Here is a 19,694-nt window from a genome sequence, read left to right on the forward strand (position 1 = left end):
CTTTATGGAGTATGTATGACCACTATTGCAGATAAGCCTGATTATTCGCTTTATTCAAATGCATTTGGTTACTTAAGACAGCCGTTAGACTTTAAACCTCTAGAAGGCGATGCGGATGTAGTCGTGTTAGGCTTACCTTTCGATATGGCTACCACGGGGCGCTCTGGCGGTCGTATGGGGCCTGGTGCGATTCGTAACGCTTCTGTAAACTTGGCTTGGGAAGAAACTCGCTGGCCTTATCAGTTTAAATTAAGCGATCACGTGAAAATTGTCGATGCGGGTGACTTAGTTTATAACTGTGGCGATTCTGCTGATTTTACCCAGCGTGTTGAAGATTTCGCGACAAAGATCCTAGAAGCTGACAAAGCGATGCTCAGCTTTGGTGGCGATCACTTTGTGACTCTGCCTCTGCTACGTGCTCACTATAAGAAGCACGGTAAGATGGCACTATTGCATTTTGATGCGCACACTGACACTTATAGCCAAGGCAGTAAATATGATCACGGCACCATGTTCTATCATGCGCCAATTGAAGGGATTATCGCAGCCGAGAACTCAATCCAAGTCGGCATTCGTACTGAATACGATACAGCTAATCACCTTTTTAAAGTGATTGACGCTGCAACTGCAAACGACCTGACAGCCGATGAAATTGTGGCTCAAATTCGTGAACGAGTGGGTGATATGCCACTTTATGTGACTTTCGATATTGACTGTTTAGATCCCGCTTTCGCACCTGGCACTGGTACTCCCGTATGTGGCGGTTTGACAAGCGACAAGGCGATGAAAATTATCCGCGGTTTAAAAGGCATGAAGATTGTGGGTATGGATGTGGTTGAAGTCGCTCCAGCCTATGATAGCGCAGAGATCACGGCATTGGCTGGAGCTACATTAGGCTTAGAGATGCTGCACGTTTGGGCTGAGTCTAATGGCAAAGTTAAATAATCGATTTTAAGTGGCCTGTTGCAGGCTGAGCTTATTTGGTTAGACAGCCTATCAAAAGGCTCCCGTCCAATGCTTAAGATTGTTATCATTAAAGAAGCGCTAAATTAAGCGCTTCTTTTTTTTTGGTTCGATGAAAGGATTGATAAATGTCAGAACTTAGCGATATCAGACGTGAATACACGTTAGGCGAATTACATAGCGAAGATGTGCCCAATGACCCTATGGACCTGTTTAACGCCTGGCTTGAAGTCGTTCGAGACTCACAGATTCAAGATCCCACCGCGATGTCTGTTGCGACTGTGGACGAGAATGGTCAGCCTTTTCAAAGAATAGTGTTACTAAAGCGATTTGGTGATGATGGTTTTGTATTTTTTACCAATCTCGAAAGCCGTAAAGCGCAGCACATTGCCAATAATGCTCAGGTCAGTATTTTATTTCCGTGGCACAGTATAGATAAACAGGTAGCCGTTACAGGTATCGCCGAGCCTTTATCTAAAACTGAGGTGCTTAAATATTTTATGAGCCGACCTAAAGAGAGTCAGATAGCCGCCTGGGTCTCAAAGCAATCTAGCCCAATTAGTGCCAGAAAGGCGCTAGAAACTAAATTTGCGGAGATGAAGGCTAAGTTCTCTAAGGGAGATGTGCCTTTACCTAAATTTTGGGGAGGCTACCTAGTTCGGCCTAAAAGTATTGAGTTCTGGCAGGGCGGAGAGCACCGTTTGCATGATAGGTTTATTTATACCAAAGTCGGTGATGACTGGGTGCGTAGTCGTTTAGCGCCATAATTATACCAATCACACATTTAGTACGATTGGTATTAAATACACAAAAGCCGCATACCATGCGGCTTTTGTATATTTTGCGATCCGTCCTAATATTAAGAGTGAATATAGGTATAAAGAATCAATATAGGGCTTAGGTGTAAAAAATGGGTGTCAGTGGATAGTTAACTGTTGAATTAGGTTAAGCTTAACTATTAAGGTGAATAACGAGATCACGAGAGGGAGTGGAGATGAAAAGTATAATTATGGGCATATTATTGCTGCCTTTGTCGCTGATGGTATCGGCTGGCACTTGGACTGTTGAAAATGACAGCTCAGAGGTTAACTTTATATCCGTTAAGAAGGGCGATATTGCCGAGGTTCATCATTTTAATTCCATCGCCGGTACCTTGACGGACAAGGGGAAGTTCGATTTTTCAATTGCTTTGGCAAGTGTGGCAACAAACATCGATATTCGTAATGAACGTATGGAGTCTTTACTATTCGAGGTCGATAAGTACCCAAAACTGATACTAAAGGCTCATGTTGACCCTAAGATACTTAATAGTCTTGCCGTTGGCTCGGTGAAAGTTGCAACGATTGACGCCGAAGTTAGCTTACATGGCAAGAAGCAGAAGATGGCGTTTACGGTGAGTATCGCAAAGCTATCTGACTCTCACATCCTTGTTGCGAGTGTAGCGCCTATCATTGTCATGGCTGGCAGTTTTGGCCTGTCTGCGGGAGTCGATAAATTACGTGAAATAGCCGGATTATCGGCAATAAGTAAAGCGGTACCCGTGTCATTTATGCTCAATCTTAAACAACAGTCTAAACGATAGCTTAAACGGTATAACGCTAACTTTGAGCGGCTTTGAGTGCTTTTGGGGGAGAGGTGCGCTTAAGTTATGTTGTAAAGTGTGGCGCATGTTGTGGGAAAAGCGGTGTCGATTAAATAGGGGCGATTTCAATTAGAAACAAACTCAGATACTATCTTTGCAAGAAGATAAATAATAAATTGACTACACACTTTGCGCGAACGGTAAAATTTGCCGTGTGCATAGGTTTGTGTATTTTAGGTTGACTATGGTTACCGATAAAGACGGCTATATACACTTAGTTCAGTATTTGACTGAGCATCTGGGCATATTTGAAAACTCTCAGCAACAAAGTGTCACCGAAGATACGGTGATGGAACTGTTTGAAGAGCAACTTGCTGCACAAATCATCATGGTTTGTGGTCAGAATCCATCTTTGACATTCAGCCAAAGAAATCTCGTGGTCCGAGAGGTCGACTCTATCGTGTATGATCTTGAAGAGATTTTAGCGAGGGTTTCTGGTCATAAAGCAACAGCAGAACAATCTGTGTTTATCTCAGAGCTTTCATGTCTTATTAAGAACTTGTTTGATCAAGAGATAGCAAGAATGATCTCGCTTTAATGCCAAAATATTATATTTAGTTACAGTATTATCGCTGTCCCAGCTTGTTGGGTTTTGTCTAAAGGCCTAATGTAGCAGTAATGGTATAGGAGAGTGGTATGCTGAACAAAGTTACAAAGTCTATGAATAGGCAGTATTTGTTTGTTTATGCGTGCTTGCTCATATTCTGGTTTTTTCTAAGATTGTTTAGTGAAAATGCCTTCGATCTTGGTTGGGGCTTTTTGCCGTTAGTGATCTCTTTACCATTTGTCCCCTTTATCTTGGTATGGCTCGCAGTGCAGTTTTATCGGCATTTTAGGCTATTTAGAACACATATAAATCAAAAATGGCATTTTTGCCACTGCACATGTACAAGCGCGTTATTTAGTTTGTTTGTGTTTAACTTTATTTATTAAAAGCTGCTAGTTAGCATTTTTATCTAAAGATATCGGTCTTTTTATTAGCCCTGTTGTAAGTGCCCATACAGTTTAGCTATGTAATAGTTTCAACCTCTTTATTCATCTCCAAATCTTGCTATCATAAACGCAAGATAAGTCATATTGTTTATTAAACGAGCTAAGGAATCACGATGCTTAAAAAAGTGGGATTATGCTTATTGATCCTGACGTCATCTTTATCGGCGACAGCAAGCGAGAAAGCGGTGATAGGTTCAACCGCACAGATGTCAGTAGCCCATGCGGGCCTCTCTTATATTGCACGTATAGATACTGGTGCGGTTAATACTTCACTGCACGCCTACGATTTAAAAGTTGAAGGTGGTAGTGCTAAAAAAATGAAAGATAACATTGGCAAAATGGTGTCTTTTACCACAGAGAATAATGCTGGTGAGAAGAAACGCTTAAAAGCAAAAATTGTTAAGACCTCAACGGTGAGTAACTCTCAAGGCACTGAAACGCGTTACATGGTTGATTTAGACGTTGGCTATAAGGGGAAGGAGCGTAAGGTTCGGGTAAACTTAAGGGATCGTAGTCACATGGACTATAAACTCTTAATCGGTCGTAACTGGCTTAAGGGCCGTTATGTTGTCGATGTCTCTGAGAAAAAACTGATTGGCCCAACAGCTTCGATTAGCATTGTTGAATCTGGATTAATGTTTAAGACGCGTATCGATACTGGCGCGGTTGAGAATTCGCTACATGCCTATGATATGAGAATTGACAATGAAGATCCTGACATGGAAAAAAATGTCGGTAAAGTTATTCACTTTATGACTGAAAATGAAAAGGGTGAATCTCACTTAGTCAAGTCTCGCATTGTGGAAACATCGCTGATCCGAAATGCTCAAGGCAGTGAAATTCGTTATATGGTTGAGCTCAAGATTGGTGAGCCGGGTCAGGAGTATAAGGTGAAGGTGAACCTAAGAGACAGAAGCAAGATGTCATACAAACTCTTAATTGGCCGTAACTGGCTACAAGGGCACTACATCGTGGATGTATCACGTTAAAAGAGTCGATAAAATCAATCTAAGGCCGCACAATAAATGTGCGGCCTTTTTTATTTAAGCTAAAGTGTATTGGTTGTATTGGTTGTATTGGTTGTATTAGTCCCAACCATCAACTTATAAGTTATTAATGTTTTGTAGTCCATTTCTTGCTCCAAACGCGTGACGGTAACTTGCCCCTTAAATTCACTCTTTAACCAAACTGATAGCGACGAGAGGGTTCCTTTGACTTCGTTATTTTTTAGCACTTGCCGTAGAGCGGCTAACTTGCTCTCATCGAAACCTTTACCGTTATCATAAATACGCATCAGGACTTGATGATTGTCTTTGCTTAGTTCTACCTTGATGTATTGCGTTTTGTTTCGCTGATTAAACGCGTCGGTAATGGTATTGCTAATAGCGCGGTAAAAAATCAGTAAAAAATGCCAATGAACACCGTCAACGATGAGTCGACTATCGCTATTTATGGTGAGTTCAATTTTCTTGTCAGCTAGCTTTTGATGTAATAGGGCAACAATATGCTCAAGCAATAATACTAAGTCTATAGGTTTCGCGACATAATCTTGGGCTGAAAACAGGTACTCTAGGTGCCTTAATTGCACGGTTTGGTCGGCTAATGCGATATTAAAATCAATTACGTCCAATTCGCCATTTGCCAACTTGTATGCGTTTGCAGCTAAATCATCTTGTTTTCTAAAGATAGGTTTTACGATAGCTGCGACAAGCGAAGGGTACAGTGCTTGATTCTCAAGTTTTACCTGCTCAAAGCTAGTACTACGATTGGTTTCTAGCTTAACCCGTTCACTTTCATTGAGTAGGCGCTTATTAGTCTGCTCAAGCTTTTCAATAAAGCGGGTATTATCCGATGTTTCCCTTCTAAGAATTTCAAACCGAGCTTTATTCTTAAGCTCTATCTCCTTGGTTGCGCTTATATCAAAGGCGATGGTTCCAACAGCGCTAACTTGTTGTTGGCTATCCATAATTGGAAACTTGGTCACGAGGTAAGTATGCTGTTTCCCGTCTGCTGGAAAGGTTTGTTCATAGCTTAATTCGAGTCTACTGTCGATGACGCTAAGATCTTTTTCATGGTTTATCTGTGCAACCTCTCTTGGCATTATGAGGCGATCCTTCACTCCTATAATATCTTCACGCTTGCGTGATAGAGTGCGACAGAATTGATCATTCACTAAGGTAAACTCACCTTTGATATTATTAATAAAGATTAAATTGTGAGCAGAGTTAAGCACCGAGTTTAGTTGCTCTTTACTTTGTTTTAGTTCTGTTTGCGCTTGTAGCTGTACATCCAGTTGAAGCTCTAAGGCGAGGTTGGTGGCGTCTAAACTAGCCAAAGCTATCTCTAATTGTCGAGTTCGAGAGCTAAAGGCTTTAGCAAGCATGCCTATTTCATCATGACGGGTTGTTGCTTCAAGCTCAATCTTCGCAGCGTTATTATCATTCAATGCCTTTACCATGCGGCTAATAGGAGCAATAAACAGCGAGTTTTGCATGATAAAAAGTAGCATCAATGCCACAATTTGTATGCTGACTAAATAGATCCCGATAGAGTTTGCTAAAGATTGTTCATTGTAAGTAATACTCGATAATGGCGTGACTAGCACTATTTTCCAATAGGTGCCCGGCATAAGGAAGACTGTGACGATAACGGGTTCTTTTAGTCTTGGATCATTATCTAATTTCACACTGGCGACCAGTTCGACCTGTTTTAATTTGTTATTCGCATTTTGATTGATCAATGCGATAAGTTTCGGTCGTTCATGGGCTGGCACATTTGCTATAACATTTTTTAGTTGTTTATCGTCATATGCTTTTGTGTTGCTAGCGACTCGAATAAAGTCAGCATCAATTTTTTCTATGGTCTCCTGAAGCGGCTTAAAGCCGGGGTGGTTCTTAGAAAAAGTGGAGAAGGGCTGAAATAGCTCACGGCTATTGTTTTGTACCGCATCCTCTAAATTATAGTCGGGGTAGGACAGCAAACGGTTCTGTTGATCTAGTGCAAATACATAGCCACCTTGGCTGGATATCGCCGTCGTGAAGAAGTTATCTAAGCTTGATAAGGCGATATCGACGGTGGAAACGCCTATGAATTGATGCTCTGACCACATAGGAACAGAGGCTGTGATCATCGGTATTTGGGTAAAAGGGTCAATATATGATTTAGACCAATAGGTGGTATCTGTTGGGTAATATTTGGCCGGAATATACCAGTTTTCTAGATAGTAGGGCGGGATTGTTGCTGCATTATAATCATTGACCTGAATAAGCTCCCCTGCAAAATCACGCGCCCAAAAATAACTGTTTTTTTGTTTTTTAGAGTCAAACGCAAAGGGCTCAGGCCACACTCCACCACCTAGAATCACTTCCTGTTGACCAGGCTGATCTAACAGTGCCGGTACGGCTAAGTTTAATTGTTTGGGTTGTTGTTGATATAGTTCCCCTAGCGTGCCAAGGGACACCGCAAGGTTCTCTATTTTATTGGTTTTTTGTTGAAGTTTTGCCGCTATGGTTTTGCCCAGGTTAATACTAAGCGATTGCTGGTTATCGATTAAGCGATCTGTTTCAATTGACTTTAGAAACCAAACGCTGGCAATGATAATCACAGCTGCAACAACGAGCTGAACCAACATGAATTGCATTGGCAAGCTTGAACGCCAATCGGTCAGTTTAGTGCGCCTCATACTTGATTTAGTCATTATTATTCTTTGCTCGATTAAGACTATCCCCTTAAATTAGTATCCATACTGAAAAAGGAATGAAGCTTGGAATTGATGTTGAGCTAATTATACAAGTCTTGTTGTTTTTTTGTAAAACAAACTGATGTATCTATGCATAAATATTTCAGAAGGAAACAAAAAAAGCAGCGTGTGGCTGCTTTTGTATGAAGTGGATTTTGTGAAGTAGAGAGTGCGGTTATACTCTTAGCCCAACGAGAAGTTTATCCAACTGTTCGGCTGTAGCATGGAGTTCATCGCAGCCAGAAACAGATTGATTCGCCGACTTCTCAACATCATGTGATTGATTGCGAATGTCCATTAGATTGGTTGCAATTTCATTGGCAACGGCAGATTGCTCTTCTGCCGAAGTTGCGATCAATATACTCATCTCATAAACTTTCGCGCTGTGATGAGCGATACCTTGCAGATCTTTACCCGTGTCGAGTACGTGCTTTTTGCCGTCTTCTGCTTTTTCGACGGTTCGACTCATTACCTGTTTTAAGTCACGGGCCCCCGATTGAAGTGCTTCAATCATGGATTTAATTTCAACTGTAGCGGCTTGTGTGCGACCCGCTAGGGTTCTGACTTCATCTGCAACCACGGCGAAGCCACGGCCTTGTTCGCCAGCTCGGGCTGCTTCAATGGCAGCATTTAATGCGAGTAAGTTCGTTTGCTCTGAAATGGCATTAATGGTGGTGACTACCTCATCAATTTTAGCTGCGTTCTCATTGAGATCATTTACGGCAACAGAGGCATCTGCAATTTCATTTGATAGGCTGCCAATGGCATCTACAGTGATGGCAATATCACGAGAACCCGCATCAACTTGCACATTTGCTTCTTGAGTCTCGGTTGATGAAAGTTCTGCGTTGCGGGCGACCTCTGATACAGCCGCGGTCATCTGCTCCATGGCGGTTGCCAATGAGTCGATATGTTGGCGCTGATTCATCGCTAACGATTGTCCATCCTGTGCCGTGTTTCTAAACGCCTGAACCACATTACGGATCTGTAAGCTAGCATTTGTCATCTCACTAACCAGTTTATGCTGACGCTCGACTAGGGTGTCGATGCTAATCGCTAGAATGCTGAACTCATCTTTAACTTCAAAAAAATTAAGCCGCCCAGTGAGATCTCCCTCCGCCGCTCTTTTCAGCGCCATGACGTTGGTGTAAAGCGCCCCGCCAACAAAACTTGAAATATAGTAACTGAAGATAAGGATAATGCAGATCAATATGGCTATCGCAATATAGGCAAGATACTCGTTATGGCTTTCACTATTTTGCCCTGTCGTTAACACGGTGATTAGCCCTTGGGAGCTTAGTGGGCTAACACTTTGGATTCTATTGCCTTGAATGTTAGTCTCACCGCCTTTTGCTGCTAAGGCCGAGATTTGCTGGCTTGCACTTTGTTGCTTATAGACGGTGACTTGACCGTTTAACGCGCCAAGAAATGCGTCTCTATTTTCTGCCGGAATATATTGATAGGCCGTATCGAGGGTATGACTCAGTGTTTGGTTGAAACTATGAGTTTGTGCGACTTGGTTTTCGACTAAGTTTTGCTTGTACTCGCTGTTGAGCAGAGCCGACAGGCCGAGAAGGGTAATGATGGGAATTATCGCTAATAATGCAAACTTTGTTTTAAGGGTCATGTGGATAAGGTATTTATCGACCCAGCGGAACTTCACTTCTTTCATCGTATTCTCTTTTTATATTTGGCGGCGACTTAGCTATTTATCGGAAGGTCGAGGCGTTCCTTAACTCTTTTTTTACGATACGCAGCGTATTTGATGACTTTTTACCCCAAGACTTACTTAAGTTATTGAATAACGGTATCTCTGAGTGATGTCTATTTGTTAGAAAAACAATTCACATCGGGCCACAGAGCTCGTCAGTCGAAGGTTAGCTAAGCTCTGTGCCTGACCGCTTATAAGTTAAGCTCAAGGTTAATCTATCACTGATTTAGTGCTTGCTTGTATAAGGACTAAGCAAAATAGGCAGTTAGCGGGTAAAAAGGTGAATTAGTCCTAGTCAAATGTCGCTGTCTAACGTAAAATTTTAGTCTTTTTCTATTTTCACTAAGAAAATACGTTAGCCCAAAAGTCGTAGGTCTAGCACTTACTTGCACTGGAAGAGATGATGTCACAGTTAACAGAGATCGTAGAACAGGCTTTAGCCGCCATCGAAGGAGCTACAGATTTAAAAGCTCTCGATGACCTCCGTGTCGATTACCTTGGTAAGAAAGGTCAAATCACCGACATGATGAAAATGATGGGGAAACTGCCTCCAGAAGAGAAGCCAGCTTTTGGTCAAGCCGTGAATCAAGCGAAACAAGCGGTTCAACAACAGTTATCTATTCGCATTGATGGTCTGAAGGCCGCTGAACTTGAAGCTCAGTTAAAAGCAGAGAGTATCGACGTGAGCTTGCCTGGCCGTCGTATCGAGAACGGTGGATTACACCCTGTAACTCGTACGATTGAGCGTATTGAAGCTTTCTTTGGTGAGCTTGGCTTTACGGTTAAAGACGGCCCAGAAATCGAAGATGATTTTCATAACTTCGATGCGTTAAACATCTCTGAGCACCATCCTGCTCGTGCGGATCATGACACTTTCTATTTTAACCCGAAAGTGATGTTGCGTACGCAAACCTCTGGCGTACAGATCCGTACTATGGAGCACGAGAAGCCGCCTTTACGTATTATCTCTCCAGGTCGCGTATATCGTAACGATTATGACCAAACACATACGCCGATGTTCCATCAGGTGGAAGGTTTACTTGTCGCTGAGAACGTTAACTTTGCTGAATTAAAAGGCATCTTGCACGATTTTCTACGTAATTTCTTTGAAGAAGACTTAGAAGTCCGTTTCCGTCCTTCTTATTTCCCATTTACTGAGCCTTCTGCAGAAGTGGATGTAATGGGGAAAAATGGTAAGTGGCTAGAAGTACTAGGCTGCGGCATGGTTCATCCAAATGTGCTTCGTAGTGTTGGAATCGATCCAGAGAAATATTCTGGCTTTGCATTCGGTATGGGCGTTGAGCGTCTTTCTATGTTGCGCTATGGCGTTAACGATCTGCGTTCATTCTTCGAAAACGATCTACGTTTCCTGAAGCAATTTAAATAAACGGAGCTGTAATAGCATGAAATTTAGCGAATCTTGGCTTCGTGAGTGGGTTAACCCTAGTGTCAATCGCGAAGAGTTATCACACCAAATTACTATGGCTGGTCTTGAAGTTGATGGCATTGAGCCTGTAGCTGCAGACTTTAGCGGCGTAATCGTTGGTGAAGTGGTTGAATGTGGTCAGCATCCAGACGCAGATAAATTGCGTGTAACCAAAATCAATGTCGGTGGCGAAGAGCTGATTGACATCGTTTGTGGTGCAGCAAATTGTCGTTTAGGTCTTAAAGTGGCTGTTGCCATGGTTGGCGCAGTGCTACCTGGTGATTTTAAAATTAAGAAAGCCAAACTACGTGGGCAACCATCATTTGGTATGTTGTGTTCATTTGGCGAGCTAGGTGTTGACATCGAAAGCGATGGCATCATCGAATTACCATTGGACGCACCAATTGGTCAAGACGTACGTGAGTATCTTGAACTGAACGATGCCGTCATTGACGTTGACTTAACGGCTAACCGTGCCGACTGTTTAGGTATGGCGGGTCTGGCTCGCGAAGTGGGTGTCTTGAACCGTCAAGCGGTTACAGAACCAACTTGGAATGCCGTTGAAGCAAGCATTGATGATGCTGTAACGGTTGATATCTACGCAGAACAAGAGTGTGGTCGTTACTTGGGCCGCGTTATCAAGAATGTTAACGTTAAAGCCGCGACACCACTGTGGATGCAAGAGAAATTGCGCCGTAGCGGTATTCGCTCAATCGATCCTATCGTAGATATCACTAACTATGTGTTGATTGAGTTCGGTCAGCCAATGCACGCGTTTGACTTAGCTAAGTTAGATGGTGGTATTCAGGTTCGTAAAGCTAACGGCGAAGAGAAGCTAACGTTACTTGATGGCAATGAAATCACCATCCCTGCAGAAATGTTGATTATTGCCGACCAAGTTAAGCCACTAGCACTTGCGGGCGTATTTGGCGGTGAAGACTCAGGTGTAACCACTGAAACAACAGATATTATGCTTGAGTGCGCATTCTTTGCACCGCTAGCAATCTTAGGCAAGGCACGTAAAATTGGCCTGCACACAGATGCATCGCACCGCTTTGAACGTGGTGTTGACCCAGAACTTCAACAAAAAGTCATGGACCGCGCGAGTCGTTTGGTTCTCGATATTTGTGGCGGTGAAGCGGGTCCAGTTGTTGAAGCTAAGTCTGAAGACAACTTACCGAAGCCAGTACATATCGTATTACGCCGAAGCAAACTAGATAAGACTCTAGGTCATCATATTGAAGACGCTGAAGTAAAAGAAATTCTAGAGTGTTTAGGTTTTAATGTTGAAGTGAGTGAAGGGCAGTGGAATGTCACCACCGCAACTTACCGTTTTGACATGGCGATTGAAGAAGACTTGATTGAAGAAGTTGCCCGTATTTACGGATACAACAATATTCCTAATATTGCGCCAGTTGCGCAGTTAAGCATGTCTGATCATAAAGAGTCTGATATCAGCCTTAAGCGTGTTCGCAGCATGCTGGTTGCTCGTGGTTTCCAAGAAGCGGTTACTTATAGCTTCGTCGACCCTAAGCAGCAAGAGCTAATCCACCCAGGTGCAGAGGCGATGATTCTACCGAACCCAATTTCGGTTGAAATGTCAGCAATGCGTCTGTCTATGTTCACCGGTCTTTTGACTGCGGTAGGTTACAACCAAAGCCGTCAACAAAACCGTGTAAGACTGTTTGAAACCGGTCTACGTTTTGTTCCGAATGAAACGGCTGAGTCAGGTGTGTCACAGCAACCTATGCTTGCAGCCGTTATTGCCGGAAACCAAAATGATGAACATTGGTCAATGGAGTCAAAAACGGTTGATTTCTTCGACCTAAAAGGTGACTTAGAAGCGGTCATCGGTTTGACTGTTGCAGAAGCTGAATTTAGCTTCAGAGCGGCAAGCCACCCAGCGCTTCATCCGGGGCAATGTGCTGAAATCTTAAGAGATGATCGCGTAATTGGCATCATAGGTACGGTTCATCCAAGCCTAGAGAAGCCATTTGGCCTAAACGGAAAGACAATTATTTTCGAGCTAGAATTAGACGCTTTATTGCATGCTAATTTGCCGCTAGCCCAGACTGTATCTAAGTTTCCAGCTAACCGCCGTGATATTGCTATCGTAATTGATGACGCTATTGCAGCAGATGATGTTGTAAAATTGATAAGAAAAGTTGGCGAAAATCAGTTGGTTGGCATAAACTTGTTCGATGTATACCGAGGTAAAGGTGTAGCGGAAGGCAAAAAGAGCCTTGCAATAGCACTCTTATTACAAGACAACGCTCGTACACTTGAAGAAAAAGAAATCGCAGAGATGGTCGACGTCGTGGTTTCTGCTCTGAAAGACGAGTTCAACGCATCGTTGAGGGACTAAAAGTATGGCACTTACCAAAGCCGAAATGGCAGAACATCTTTTTGAAACGCTAGGTATCAACAAGAGAGTAGCGAAAGAGATGGTAGAGACGTTTTTCGAAGAAATTCGTCAAGCTCTTGAAAGTGGTGAGCAGGTCAAGCTATCTGGCTTTGGCAACTTTGACCTGAGGGACAAGAATCAAAGACCGGGAAGGAACCCAAAAACGGGAGAAGACATCCCAATTTCGGCACGTCGAGTAGTGACGTTCCGTCCGGGACAGAAACTCAAAAGCCGTGTCGAAGAGGCTAACGCAAAGAAGTAATTGCTTTAGCATCATAATGAAGAGGCCACTCAATCGAGTGGCTTTTTCTGTTTCCATTTGCTGTAGAGGTTTTATTCTTGTCTAGAAAGCCGAAATATTTTGACCGACGTTTTAGCTTTAGCCTGTTACACCCAAGATATTGGCTAACCTGGATCGCGATTTTAGTGTTGCTAATATTTGGTCTTATGCCTGCTTGGCTTAGAGACCCTATTGCCCGCACACTTGCTATACTTGTGATGAAAATTGCTAAGAAGCCGATTAATGTTGCAAGGGCAAATTTAACCACCTGCTTTCCTGAAAAGTCCCATGACGAGATTGAAGCGTTAGTAAAAGATAACGTTGAAAACTTTGTGATGATTTTATTGGCTCAATCTGAGCTACTTGCTAAATCTCGCGCGAATATGAGACGTCGTGTACAGCTGCATGGATTTGAGCATGTAGAAAAGGCACGTGCTGCAGGTCAGCCAGTGATTTTTATCATGCCGCACGTGTGGGGAATTGAGTATGCTGGTCTTAGGCTTAATCTTGACCTGCCTATGGTATCGATGGCAAAAGCCCATAAAAATGATCTGTTTAACTGGTTCAATAATCGCATGAGAAGCTCCCAAGGCGGAAACATCTACATGCGTGAAGCAGGGATCAGAGCTTTGCTTTCGGAGTTAAAGCAAGGCAACAGCTTCTTTTATCTACCTGATGAAGATCTTGGTCGTGATAAGAGTGTGTTTGCGCCGTTTCTGGGGACCACTAAGGCAACCTTGCCCGTTGTTGGCCGTTTAGCTCAGGCGGGTAACGCACAAGTTATGCCGGTAAAGATTGGTTATGATCAAGTTAAGCGCCGTTTTGATCTAACGGTTATGCCTGCAATTGATCCAGAGACGATGCAAGGTAAAGAGAATGAAGCTATCGCCTTAAACAAGGCGGTTGAGCAGGTTATTCTAGCTTACCCGGAGCAGTATATGTGGTTCTTAAAAGTGCTTAAGACTCGTCCAGAAGGTGAGCCATCGATCTATAAATAACCTAGTGAGCGAAAATCTATCGCTCGCTAATGGATTTTTACTGAATAGATGTTGCTCCACAAAAAAGCCGCAATGGATATTGCGGCTTTTCTATGGCAATTGTTTAGCGGCTAAACGATTAGCTGATATTCTTCGCGCAAGATATCGATGATCTCTTGCTTAGGGTTTTCGCTGATCTTGAGTTTGCTACCAATGACTTTTTCAGCAATCCCTACATAGGTATTAGAGATATCCATCATTACTGATTCAGGTAACTTATTATCTCTAGCTAGCGCAAAACGCTCTTCCATACGGTTCTTGTTTAGCAAGATATCAGAGTCTGGGAAGTGGTTAAGCAGCCACTGTCTGAAGCCCTCTTTAGATTGCTCGATGATCTTGCCATCACGGTGCGATGAACCATCCCAAATACGTGAGCTATCAGGGGTGCCGACTTCATCCATATAGATGAGCTTTTCATTACCTGCAGCGTCGTTGACATAGCCAAATTCAAATTTGGTATCAACAAAAACCTGATCGTGTTCAGCGAGTGCGTCACTAATCACATCGAAGCCTTCTTTAAGCAGCTTTTCATAAAGATCAATGTCTGCAAGCTTAGTAAAGTTAAAACCTTCAACGTGGCGCTCAATATCGCTGCGAGAGACGTTAACGTCATCGGCTTCTGGTACGCCTTCCAGACCCGTTAATACGCCTTTTGTTGAAGGGGTGATTAATAGCTCTGGTAGCTTTTGATCTTTCTCTAAGCCTTCAGGGATTGTGATCCCACAAAACTCACGCTCACCTTTTGTGTATGAACGCCACATTGAACCGGTAATGTATTGACGTGCAATCGCTTCAATCATTACTGGACGTGCTTTTTGTACAATCCACACCAATGGGTGAGGGATGTCTAAGATATGGCTATCGGCAAGGCCTTTATCTTTGAAAAGTTTAAACCAATGGTTTGAGATAGCATTAAGTGCCGTACCTTTACCTGGAACGCCATTTAAGCCGTTCTCACCTTGCCATACACAATCAAATGCGGAGATGCGATCGCTGATGACCATAATGGCTAGCGGTGCATCGGCTGGCACATCGTAACCTTTATCTTTAATTAACCGAGCGCTATCTTCTTCGGTTAACCAGTAAACACTGCGGACCTTGCCTGAGTGAACAGGTTTATTGGTACGAATTGGGAGGTTGTCATTTACGACTAAAACTTTATCTGCAAGATTCATAGGGCACACTTTTATTATAGAGAAGCTTAATTTTAGTGGCGCGATTGTACCAGAAGTTACCTATTGCAACACCCTAGCAATAAGGGTTTTACTCACTATAAAAACAGTGTTTTCTATAGTGTAAAATAGCGGGCTAAAAAGGGGGATGAATTGAAATATTATGCTGTTGCGCGTTATTGCTACCGATTAATTATCGCCAAAGGTAAAGGGCGTAAACTTAGCTTACGCCCGTCAATTCGGCTACTTGGTTTTATTGTGTCTTTTCATCAGATTTAAGTTGATATCTTGCATGCTTAAATCTTGATCTTCTAACAAAACCAGCAGGTGATAGATAAGATCCGATGCCTCATCTATCAGTTCAGGCTTGTCGTGAGTTGCTGCGGCTAATGCCGTTTCTAAGCCCTCTTCACCGACCTTTTGAGCGATACGTTTAGTGCCACGTTCAAACAGGTGAGCGGTATAGCTCGACTCCGGGTCTTGGCCTTTACGTGATGCAATTAAGCCTGCCAAGTTATCGATAAAGCTATGCGCGTTACCGTCTTTCCAGCAACTCTCGGTGCCTTTGTGGCAAGTCGGTCCATTGGGAAGTACTTGTACTAGCAGGCTATCGTTGTCGCAGTCCATATTGATCGCTATTAACTCAAGAGTGTTGCCAGAGGTTTCTCCCTTGGTCCAAAGTCTTTGCTTGCTGCGACTAAAAAAGGTTACCTGCTTAGTCGATAAGGTCTTATCTAATGCGGCTTTATCCATGTAGCCGAGCATCAGTACTTTACCCGTGAGGAAGTTTTGTACCACGGTAGGGATTAACCCCTCCGTTTTTTTCCAGTCCAATAGACCAATAAGGTTGCTGTCTACCGGCTTTGATTGGTCAAGCTTAGTCATATTATGTCCCTAATTGGATAAACTCGTTTAATTAAATCTTTTAGATTTAGCCTAAACGCGTACTGCAATCTGATTATCTTTAAGATACTGTTTTAACTCTTGGATATCGATGATCCCTTTATGAAATACACTTGCCGCGAGCGCCGCATCGACATTGGCTCGGCTAAATACATCCCTAAAGTGCGCCATGGTGCCGGCGCCACCCGATGCGATTAATGGCACATCGCAGATGCTACGTATCATCGACAGTTGCTTAATGTCATAACCTTGCCTGACACCATCTTGGTTCATGACGTTGAGTACGATTTCGCCGCAGCCTTGTTTTTGCACCTCTTCAACCCAGTCTTGTGTATACCACTGAGTGTCTTTGGTCGCCGCTTCGTCGCCAGTAAACTGCTTGACCCTATAGCTGTCGCTACTAGCGTCATAGTAGGAGTCGATACCGATGACGATGCACTGGCGGCCAAATTCATCTTGCAGTCTGGCAATCAAGCTAGGGTCGGTTAATGCTGGTGAATTAATTGAAATTTTATCTGCGCCAAAGGCCAGCTTTTCCCGTGCTTGCTCTATGGTTCTGATCCCACCTGCAACACAAAAAGGGATATCTATTTTTTCGGCGACTCGGCTTATCCAAGATTTATCAATGACCCTATCATGTGCGCTGGCGGTGATGTCATAGAAGACTAATTCATCTGCACCTTCTTCAGCGTAGCGCTTAGCGAGCGGCACAATATCACCTACAATTTCATGGTTTCTAAATTGAACCCCTTTAACCACTTTACCCTCTTTGACATCGAGGCAAGGGACTATGCGTTTGGCCAACATGCAATCGCCTCCTTTACTGAAAACTGTTTAATGAGTAAGGCTTTTCCGATGATGATGCCATCGGCGCCGCTATCTTTTACTGCATTGACATCGGCCAAGGTGGCGATGCCACCGGAGGCTTGCCACTGGATCTCTGGATAGCTAGCGGCAATTTCACGGTAAAGTTCGGTATTAGCGCCTTGCAGAGTACCATCACGACTAATATCAGTGACTAACGCATGTTTTAGGTCAACCGTTTTGAACTCTTCAACCAGTGACTCAAGGCTCTTACCGCCCCCAGTTTGCCAGCCCGATACGGCGACAATTTTTTCGCCTTGCTCATTGATATTGACATCGAGTGCCAAGCAAATTGCTTCATTGCCATACTTTTCGAACCAGCTTTTTACAAGCTCAGGCTCCTTTACGGCCAATGAGCCGATAACAACACGGCTGACACCAATTTCTAATAGCTCATTTAATTGGGCTTCGGTGCGAATTCCACCACCGACTTGAATGGGGGTATCTAGGTGATTAACCAGTTCAGAGATTAAGGCTGTTTGACGCTTAGTAGGATCTTTTGCTCCGGTTAAGTCGACGATATGCAGCAAGTTGGCCCCTTGGGCCTGATAAGATTTTAGTTGATCTAACGGACTCAAATTAAAGGTTGTTTGTTGTTCGTAATCACCTTGGTAGAGGCGAACGACTTGACCGTCGATAAGATCGATTGCAGGAATAATCATTACAGTGCCTCTAATTGCTTTTTAGCAAGTTTACTCGCTTGTTGAGTGCTTGATTGGCCAAAGGTATTTCTGTCCATAGTGAGGAAGTTTGCCAATATCTTCGCGCCAACTTCAGCGCTTTTTTCCGGATGAAATTGCAGTCCAATAAAATTATCTTTTGCAATGGCCGCGCTAAAACACTCACCATGTTCGGCGGTGGCAATGGTGTAGTCGCTAATTGGCGCACGGTAGCTATGCACAAAGTAAACGTAGTTACCGGCAGTAATACCATCAAAAATAGGGTGACTCGAAGGCGTTATTTGATTCCAGCCCATATGGGGCAGAGGTAAGCCCTGACTATCGAGTAGCTCGATATCCGTTGCAATAATATTTAGGCATTGGCAGTCATCGCTTTGTGTACCGCGCTCTTTCGAGGCGCGGGTCAGCATCTGCATGCCTAAACACACTCCGAGTACCGGTTGGGTGAGCGAAGTAATCACCTCTATCAAGCCTTTATCTTTGAGGGCAGTCATTGCTGCGCCAGCGGTACCGACACCGGGTAAAATGACGCGCTCGGCCGATTTAATTAGCTCAATGTCATCGCTAACAAACAGGTTTTCGCGCTCAATATCTGTCATCAAGCGTTCAAAGGCGTAGCGGACAGAACTTAAATTGGCGCAGCCAGTATCGATAATGACGGTATTACCGACTATGGCTGCTATATCTGTTTGGCTCATAACACACCTTTACTTGAGGGAAGGCTATCTCCTTCAACTGCAACAGCTTGCCTTAGAGTCCGACCTAACACCTTATATAAACTTTCAACTTTGTGGTGGTCGTTATCGCCTTGAGTGCTGATGTGTAATGTACAGCGCAGACCATCGGCAAACGAGCGGAAGAAGTGCGGTACCATCTCGGTTGCCATTTGGCCAACGAGTTCACGCTCAAACTCACCAGCGAACTTGATAAACGGGCGACCAGATAAGTCCAAAAGACAGGTTGCACTAGCCTCATCCATAGGAATAGCCTGCTCAAACGCATTGCCAAAACGGGCGATACCGCGTTTGTCACCGAGGGCTTGGCGCAGCGCATCACCGATAGCCAGTGCGGTATCTTCTACGCTGTGGTGGTCATCGATCTCCAAGTCGCCATCAACCTTTACATCCATTTTAAAGTTGCCGTGAGTTGAGATCTGCTCAAGCATATGGTCGAAAAAGCCGATACCAGTGTTGATCTCGCCTTTGTCATTTGAATCTAAATCGACGGTGACGCGAATATCGGTTTCTTTAGTGGTACGAGTAACGGTCGCACTGCGGTTCTTATTCAGAAGCTTGTCGGCAATGGCATTCCAGTTAAGGTTTTGAGGGTGATATTGCAAACCTAATATCCCCATCGAGTCGGCAAGACCTAAGTCGGTTTCACGGTCTCCTATGACAGCAGACTGAGTAAAATCAATCTTGCCAGAAGTCAGGTAATCTTTAACTAGCCCAAGCTTAGGCTTACGGCAACTGCAGTTCTCATCATTAAAGTGAGGGCAGATAAGGACATCATCAAACAGCACGCCTTGGCTGTTTAAGATCTGCATCATCATATTTTGCGGTGCGTCGAAATCATCTCTTGGGAACGACGGCGTGCCAAGACCGTCTTGATTACTCACCATGACTAATCGATAACCGGCGTTTTGTAGTTTCAGTAGAGCAGGGATCACATTAGGCTCAAAAACAAGCTTGGCTAAGCTATCGACTTGCTTATCTGTCACTGGTTCTTCGATGAGGGTGCCATCACGGTCAATAAATAAAATTTTCTGCTTCATAGCGGTTATACCTTTCAGATTCTGGCTTAACTGAGTTAAAACAAGGTTAAACAAGTCGAAACTCATTTAATACTCAGCCAAGCTATTGTTATTCTTTTAAACGTCA

At 43.6% G+C, this 19,694-nt stretch carries 17 protein-coding genes; 9 read left to right on the forward strand and 8 right to left on the reverse strand.

What is annotated here, in order from left to right:
- Nucleotides 1-15 precede the first annotated feature (15 nt).
- From speB to SHAL_RS09370, 5 genes are all read left to right on the forward strand, one after another.
- Complete coding sequence (gene speB / locus SHAL_RS09350) at nucleotides 16-945, forward strand: agmatinase (protein WP_012276903.1); 930 nt, start codon at nucleotides 16-18, stop codon at nucleotides 943-945.
- Nucleotides 946-1,091: 146 nt separating this feature from the next.
- Complete coding sequence (gene pdxH, locus SHAL_RS09355) at nucleotides 1,092-1,730, forward strand: pyridoxamine 5'-phosphate oxidase (protein WP_012276904.1); 639 nt, start codon at nucleotides 1,092-1,094, stop codon at nucleotides 1,728-1,730.
- Nucleotides 1,731-1,957: 227 nt separating this feature from the next.
- A complete protein-coding gene (locus SHAL_RS09360) occupies nucleotides 1,958-2,545 on the forward strand; it encodes a YceI family protein (RefSeq protein WP_012276905.1) in 588 nt (195 codons plus the stop codon).
- Between the two features lie 244 nt (nucleotides 2,546-2,789).
- Nucleotides 2,790-3,143, forward strand: coding sequence for a DUF3802 family protein (locus SHAL_RS09365; RefSeq protein ID WP_012276906.1), 354 nt, complete (start codon nucleotides 2,790-2,792; stop codon nucleotides 3,141-3,143).
- Between the two features lie 568 nt (nucleotides 3,144-3,711).
- Complete coding sequence (locus tag SHAL_RS09370) at nucleotides 3,712-4,587, forward strand: putative ATP-dependent zinc protease (RefSeq protein ID WP_012276907.1); 876 nt, start codon at nucleotides 3,712-3,714, stop codon at nucleotides 4,585-4,587.
- A 59-nt stretch (nucleotides 4,588-4,646) separates the two neighbouring features.
- Here the strand turns inward: SHAL_RS09370 and SHAL_RS09375 are convergent, their stop codons facing one another.
- Both SHAL_RS09375 and SHAL_RS09380 read right to left on the reverse strand, forming a co-directional pair.
- A complete protein-coding gene (locus tag SHAL_RS09375; RefSeq protein ID WP_012276908.1) occupies nucleotides 4,647-7,295 on the reverse strand; it encodes a PDC sensor domain-containing protein in 2,649 nt (882 codons plus the stop codon).
- A 217-nt stretch (nucleotides 7,296-7,512) separates the two neighbouring features.
- Nucleotides 7,513-9,009, reverse strand: a complete 1,497-nt coding sequence (locus SHAL_RS09380; RefSeq protein WP_012276909.1) for a methyl-accepting chemotaxis protein — start codon at nucleotides 9,007-9,009, stop codon at nucleotides 7,513-7,515.
- Nucleotides 9,010-9,451: 442 nt separating this feature from the next.
- On the opposite strand from SHAL_RS09380, the gene pheS reads away from it, so the two are divergent.
- The 4 genes from pheS (at nucleotide 9,452) to lpxM (ending at nucleotide 14,156) form a co-directional block, all read left to right on the forward strand.
- Entirely contained in the window at nucleotides 9,452-10,435 is a 984-nt protein-coding gene (gene pheS / locus SHAL_RS09385; RefSeq protein ID WP_041415941.1) for a phenylalanine--tRNA ligase subunit alpha, read from the forward strand.
- Between the two features lie 16 nt (nucleotides 10,436-10,451).
- A complete protein-coding gene (gene pheT / locus SHAL_RS09390) occupies nucleotides 10,452-12,839 on the forward strand; it encodes a phenylalanine--tRNA ligase subunit beta (protein ID WP_012276911.1) in 2,388 nt (795 codons plus the stop codon).
- A gap of 4 nt (nucleotides 12,840-12,843) precedes the next feature.
- Nucleotides 12,844-13,140: an integration host factor subunit alpha gene (gene ihfA / locus SHAL_RS09395; protein WP_012142935.1), complete on the forward strand. Its 297-nt coding sequence runs from the start codon at nucleotides 12,844-12,846 to the stop codon at nucleotides 13,138-13,140.
- 77 nt (nucleotides 13,141-13,217) lie between these two features.
- Complete coding sequence (gene lpxM, locus SHAL_RS09400) at nucleotides 13,218-14,156, forward strand: lauroyl-Kdo(2)-lipid IV(A) myristoyltransferase (RefSeq protein WP_012276912.1); 939 nt, start codon at nucleotides 13,218-13,220, stop codon at nucleotides 14,154-14,156.
- 110 nt (nucleotides 14,157-14,266) lie between these two features.
- On the opposite strand, the gene SHAL_RS09405 is transcribed toward lpxM, so the two are convergent.
- The 6 genes from SHAL_RS09405 to hisB form a co-directional block, all read right to left on the reverse strand.
- On the reverse strand, nucleotides 14,267-15,370 hold the full coding sequence (locus SHAL_RS09405; RefSeq protein WP_012276913.1) for a phosphoribosylaminoimidazolesuccinocarboxamide synthase: 1,104 nt from the start codon (nucleotides 15,368-15,370) through the stop codon (nucleotides 14,267-14,269).
- Nucleotides 15,371-15,610: 240 nt separating this feature from the next.
- Nucleotides 15,611-16,252 (reverse strand): bifunctional phosphoribosyl-AMP cyclohydrolase/phosphoribosyl-ATP diphosphatase HisIE, encoded by a 642-nt coding sequence (gene hisIE / locus SHAL_RS09410; protein WP_012276914.1) that lies wholly within the window; start codon nucleotides 16,250-16,252, stop codon nucleotides 15,611-15,613.
- Between the two features lie 51 nt (nucleotides 16,253-16,303).
- On the reverse strand, nucleotides 16,304-17,077 hold the full coding sequence (hisF, locus tag SHAL_RS09415; protein ID WP_012276915.1) for an imidazole glycerol phosphate synthase subunit HisF: 774 nt from the start codon (nucleotides 17,075-17,077) through the stop codon (nucleotides 16,304-16,306).
- Complete coding sequence (hisA, locus tag SHAL_RS09420) at nucleotides 17,059-17,796, reverse strand: 1-(5-phosphoribosyl)-5-[(5-phosphoribosylamino)methylideneamino]imidazole-4-carboxamide isomerase (RefSeq protein ID WP_012276916.1); 738 nt, start codon at nucleotides 17,794-17,796, stop codon at nucleotides 17,059-17,061. The genes hisF and hisA overlap by 19 nt, the downstream gene beginning before the upstream one ends.
- Nucleotides 17,796-18,512 carry an imidazole glycerol phosphate synthase subunit HisH gene (gene hisH / locus SHAL_RS09425; protein WP_012276917.1) on the reverse strand — a complete coding sequence of 239 codons (717 nt, stop codon included), beginning with the start codon at nucleotides 18,510-18,512 and terminating at the stop codon, nucleotides 17,796-17,798. The genes hisA and hisH overlap by 1 nt, the downstream gene beginning before the upstream one ends.
- On the reverse strand, nucleotides 18,509-19,588 hold the full coding sequence (gene hisB / locus SHAL_RS09430) for a bifunctional histidinol-phosphatase/imidazoleglycerol-phosphate dehydratase HisB (RefSeq protein ID WP_012276918.1): 1,080 nt from the start codon (nucleotides 19,586-19,588) through the stop codon (nucleotides 18,509-18,511). Before hisB ends, hisH begins: the two co-directional genes overlap by 4 nt.
- Nucleotides 19,589-19,694 lie beyond the last annotated feature (106 nt).

Source organism: Shewanella halifaxensis HAW-EB4 (assembly GCF_000019185.1).
In the GTDB taxonomy this organism is placed as follows: domain Bacteria; phylum Pseudomonadota; class Gammaproteobacteria; order Enterobacterales; family Shewanellaceae; genus Shewanella; species Shewanella halifaxensis.

Excerpts from the sequence above, each read along its gene's own strand:
- speB (WP_012276903.1), top strand. The coding sequence starts at position 16 with ATGACCACTATTGCAGATAAGCCTGATTATTCGCTTTATTCAAATGCA.
- pdxH (WP_012276904.1), top strand. The coding sequence starts at position 1,092 with ATGTCAGAACTTAGCGATATCAGACGTGAATACACGTTAGGCGAATTA.
- SHAL_RS09360 (WP_012276905.1), top strand. The coding sequence starts at position 1,958 with ATGAAAAGTATAATTATGGGCATATTATTGCTGCCTTTGTCGCTGATG.
- SHAL_RS09365 (WP_012276906.1), top strand. The coding sequence starts at position 2,790 with ATGGTTACCGATAAAGACGGCTATATACACTTAGTTCAGTATTTGACT.
- SHAL_RS09370 (WP_012276907.1), top strand. The coding sequence starts at position 3,712 with ATGCTTAAAAAAGTGGGATTATGCTTATTGATCCTGACGTCATCTTTA.
- SHAL_RS09375 (WP_012276908.1), bottom strand. The coding sequence starts at position 7,295 with ATGACTAAATCAAGTATGAGGCGCACTAAACTGACCGATTGGCGTTCA.
- SHAL_RS09380 (WP_012276909.1), bottom strand. The coding sequence starts at position 9,009 with ATGAAAGAAGTGAAGTTCCGCTGGGTCGATAAATACCTTATCCACATG.
- pheS (WP_041415941.1), top strand. The coding sequence starts at position 9,452 with ATGTCACAGTTAACAGAGATCGTAGAACAGGCTTTAGCCGCCATCGAA.
- pheT (WP_012276911.1), top strand. The coding sequence starts at position 10,452 with ATGAAATTTAGCGAATCTTGGCTTCGTGAGTGGGTTAACCCTAGTGTC.
- ihfA (WP_012142935.1), top strand. The coding sequence starts at position 12,844 with ATGGCACTTACCAAAGCCGAAATGGCAGAACATCTTTTTGAAACGCTA.
- SHAL_RS09405 (WP_012276913.1), bottom strand. The coding sequence starts at position 15,370 with ATGAATCTTGCAGATAAAGTTTTAGTCGTAAATGACAACCTCCCAATT.
- hisIE (WP_012276914.1), bottom strand. The coding sequence starts at position 16,252 with ATGACTAAGCTTGACCAATCAAAGCCGGTAGACAGCAACCTTATTGGT.
- hisF (WP_012276915.1), bottom strand. The coding sequence starts at position 17,077 with ATGTTGGCCAAACGCATAGTCCCTTGCCTCGATGTCAAAGAGGGTAAA.
- hisA (WP_012276916.1), bottom strand. The coding sequence starts at position 17,796 with ATGATTATTCCTGCAATCGATCTTATCGACGGTCAAGTCGTTCGCCTC.
- hisH (WP_012276917.1), bottom strand. The coding sequence starts at position 18,512 with ATGAGCCAAACAGATATAGCAGCCATAGTCGGTAATACCGTCATTATC.
- hisB (WP_012276918.1), bottom strand. The coding sequence starts at position 19,588 with ATGAAGCAGAAAATTTTATTTATTGACCGTGATGGCACCCTCATCGAA.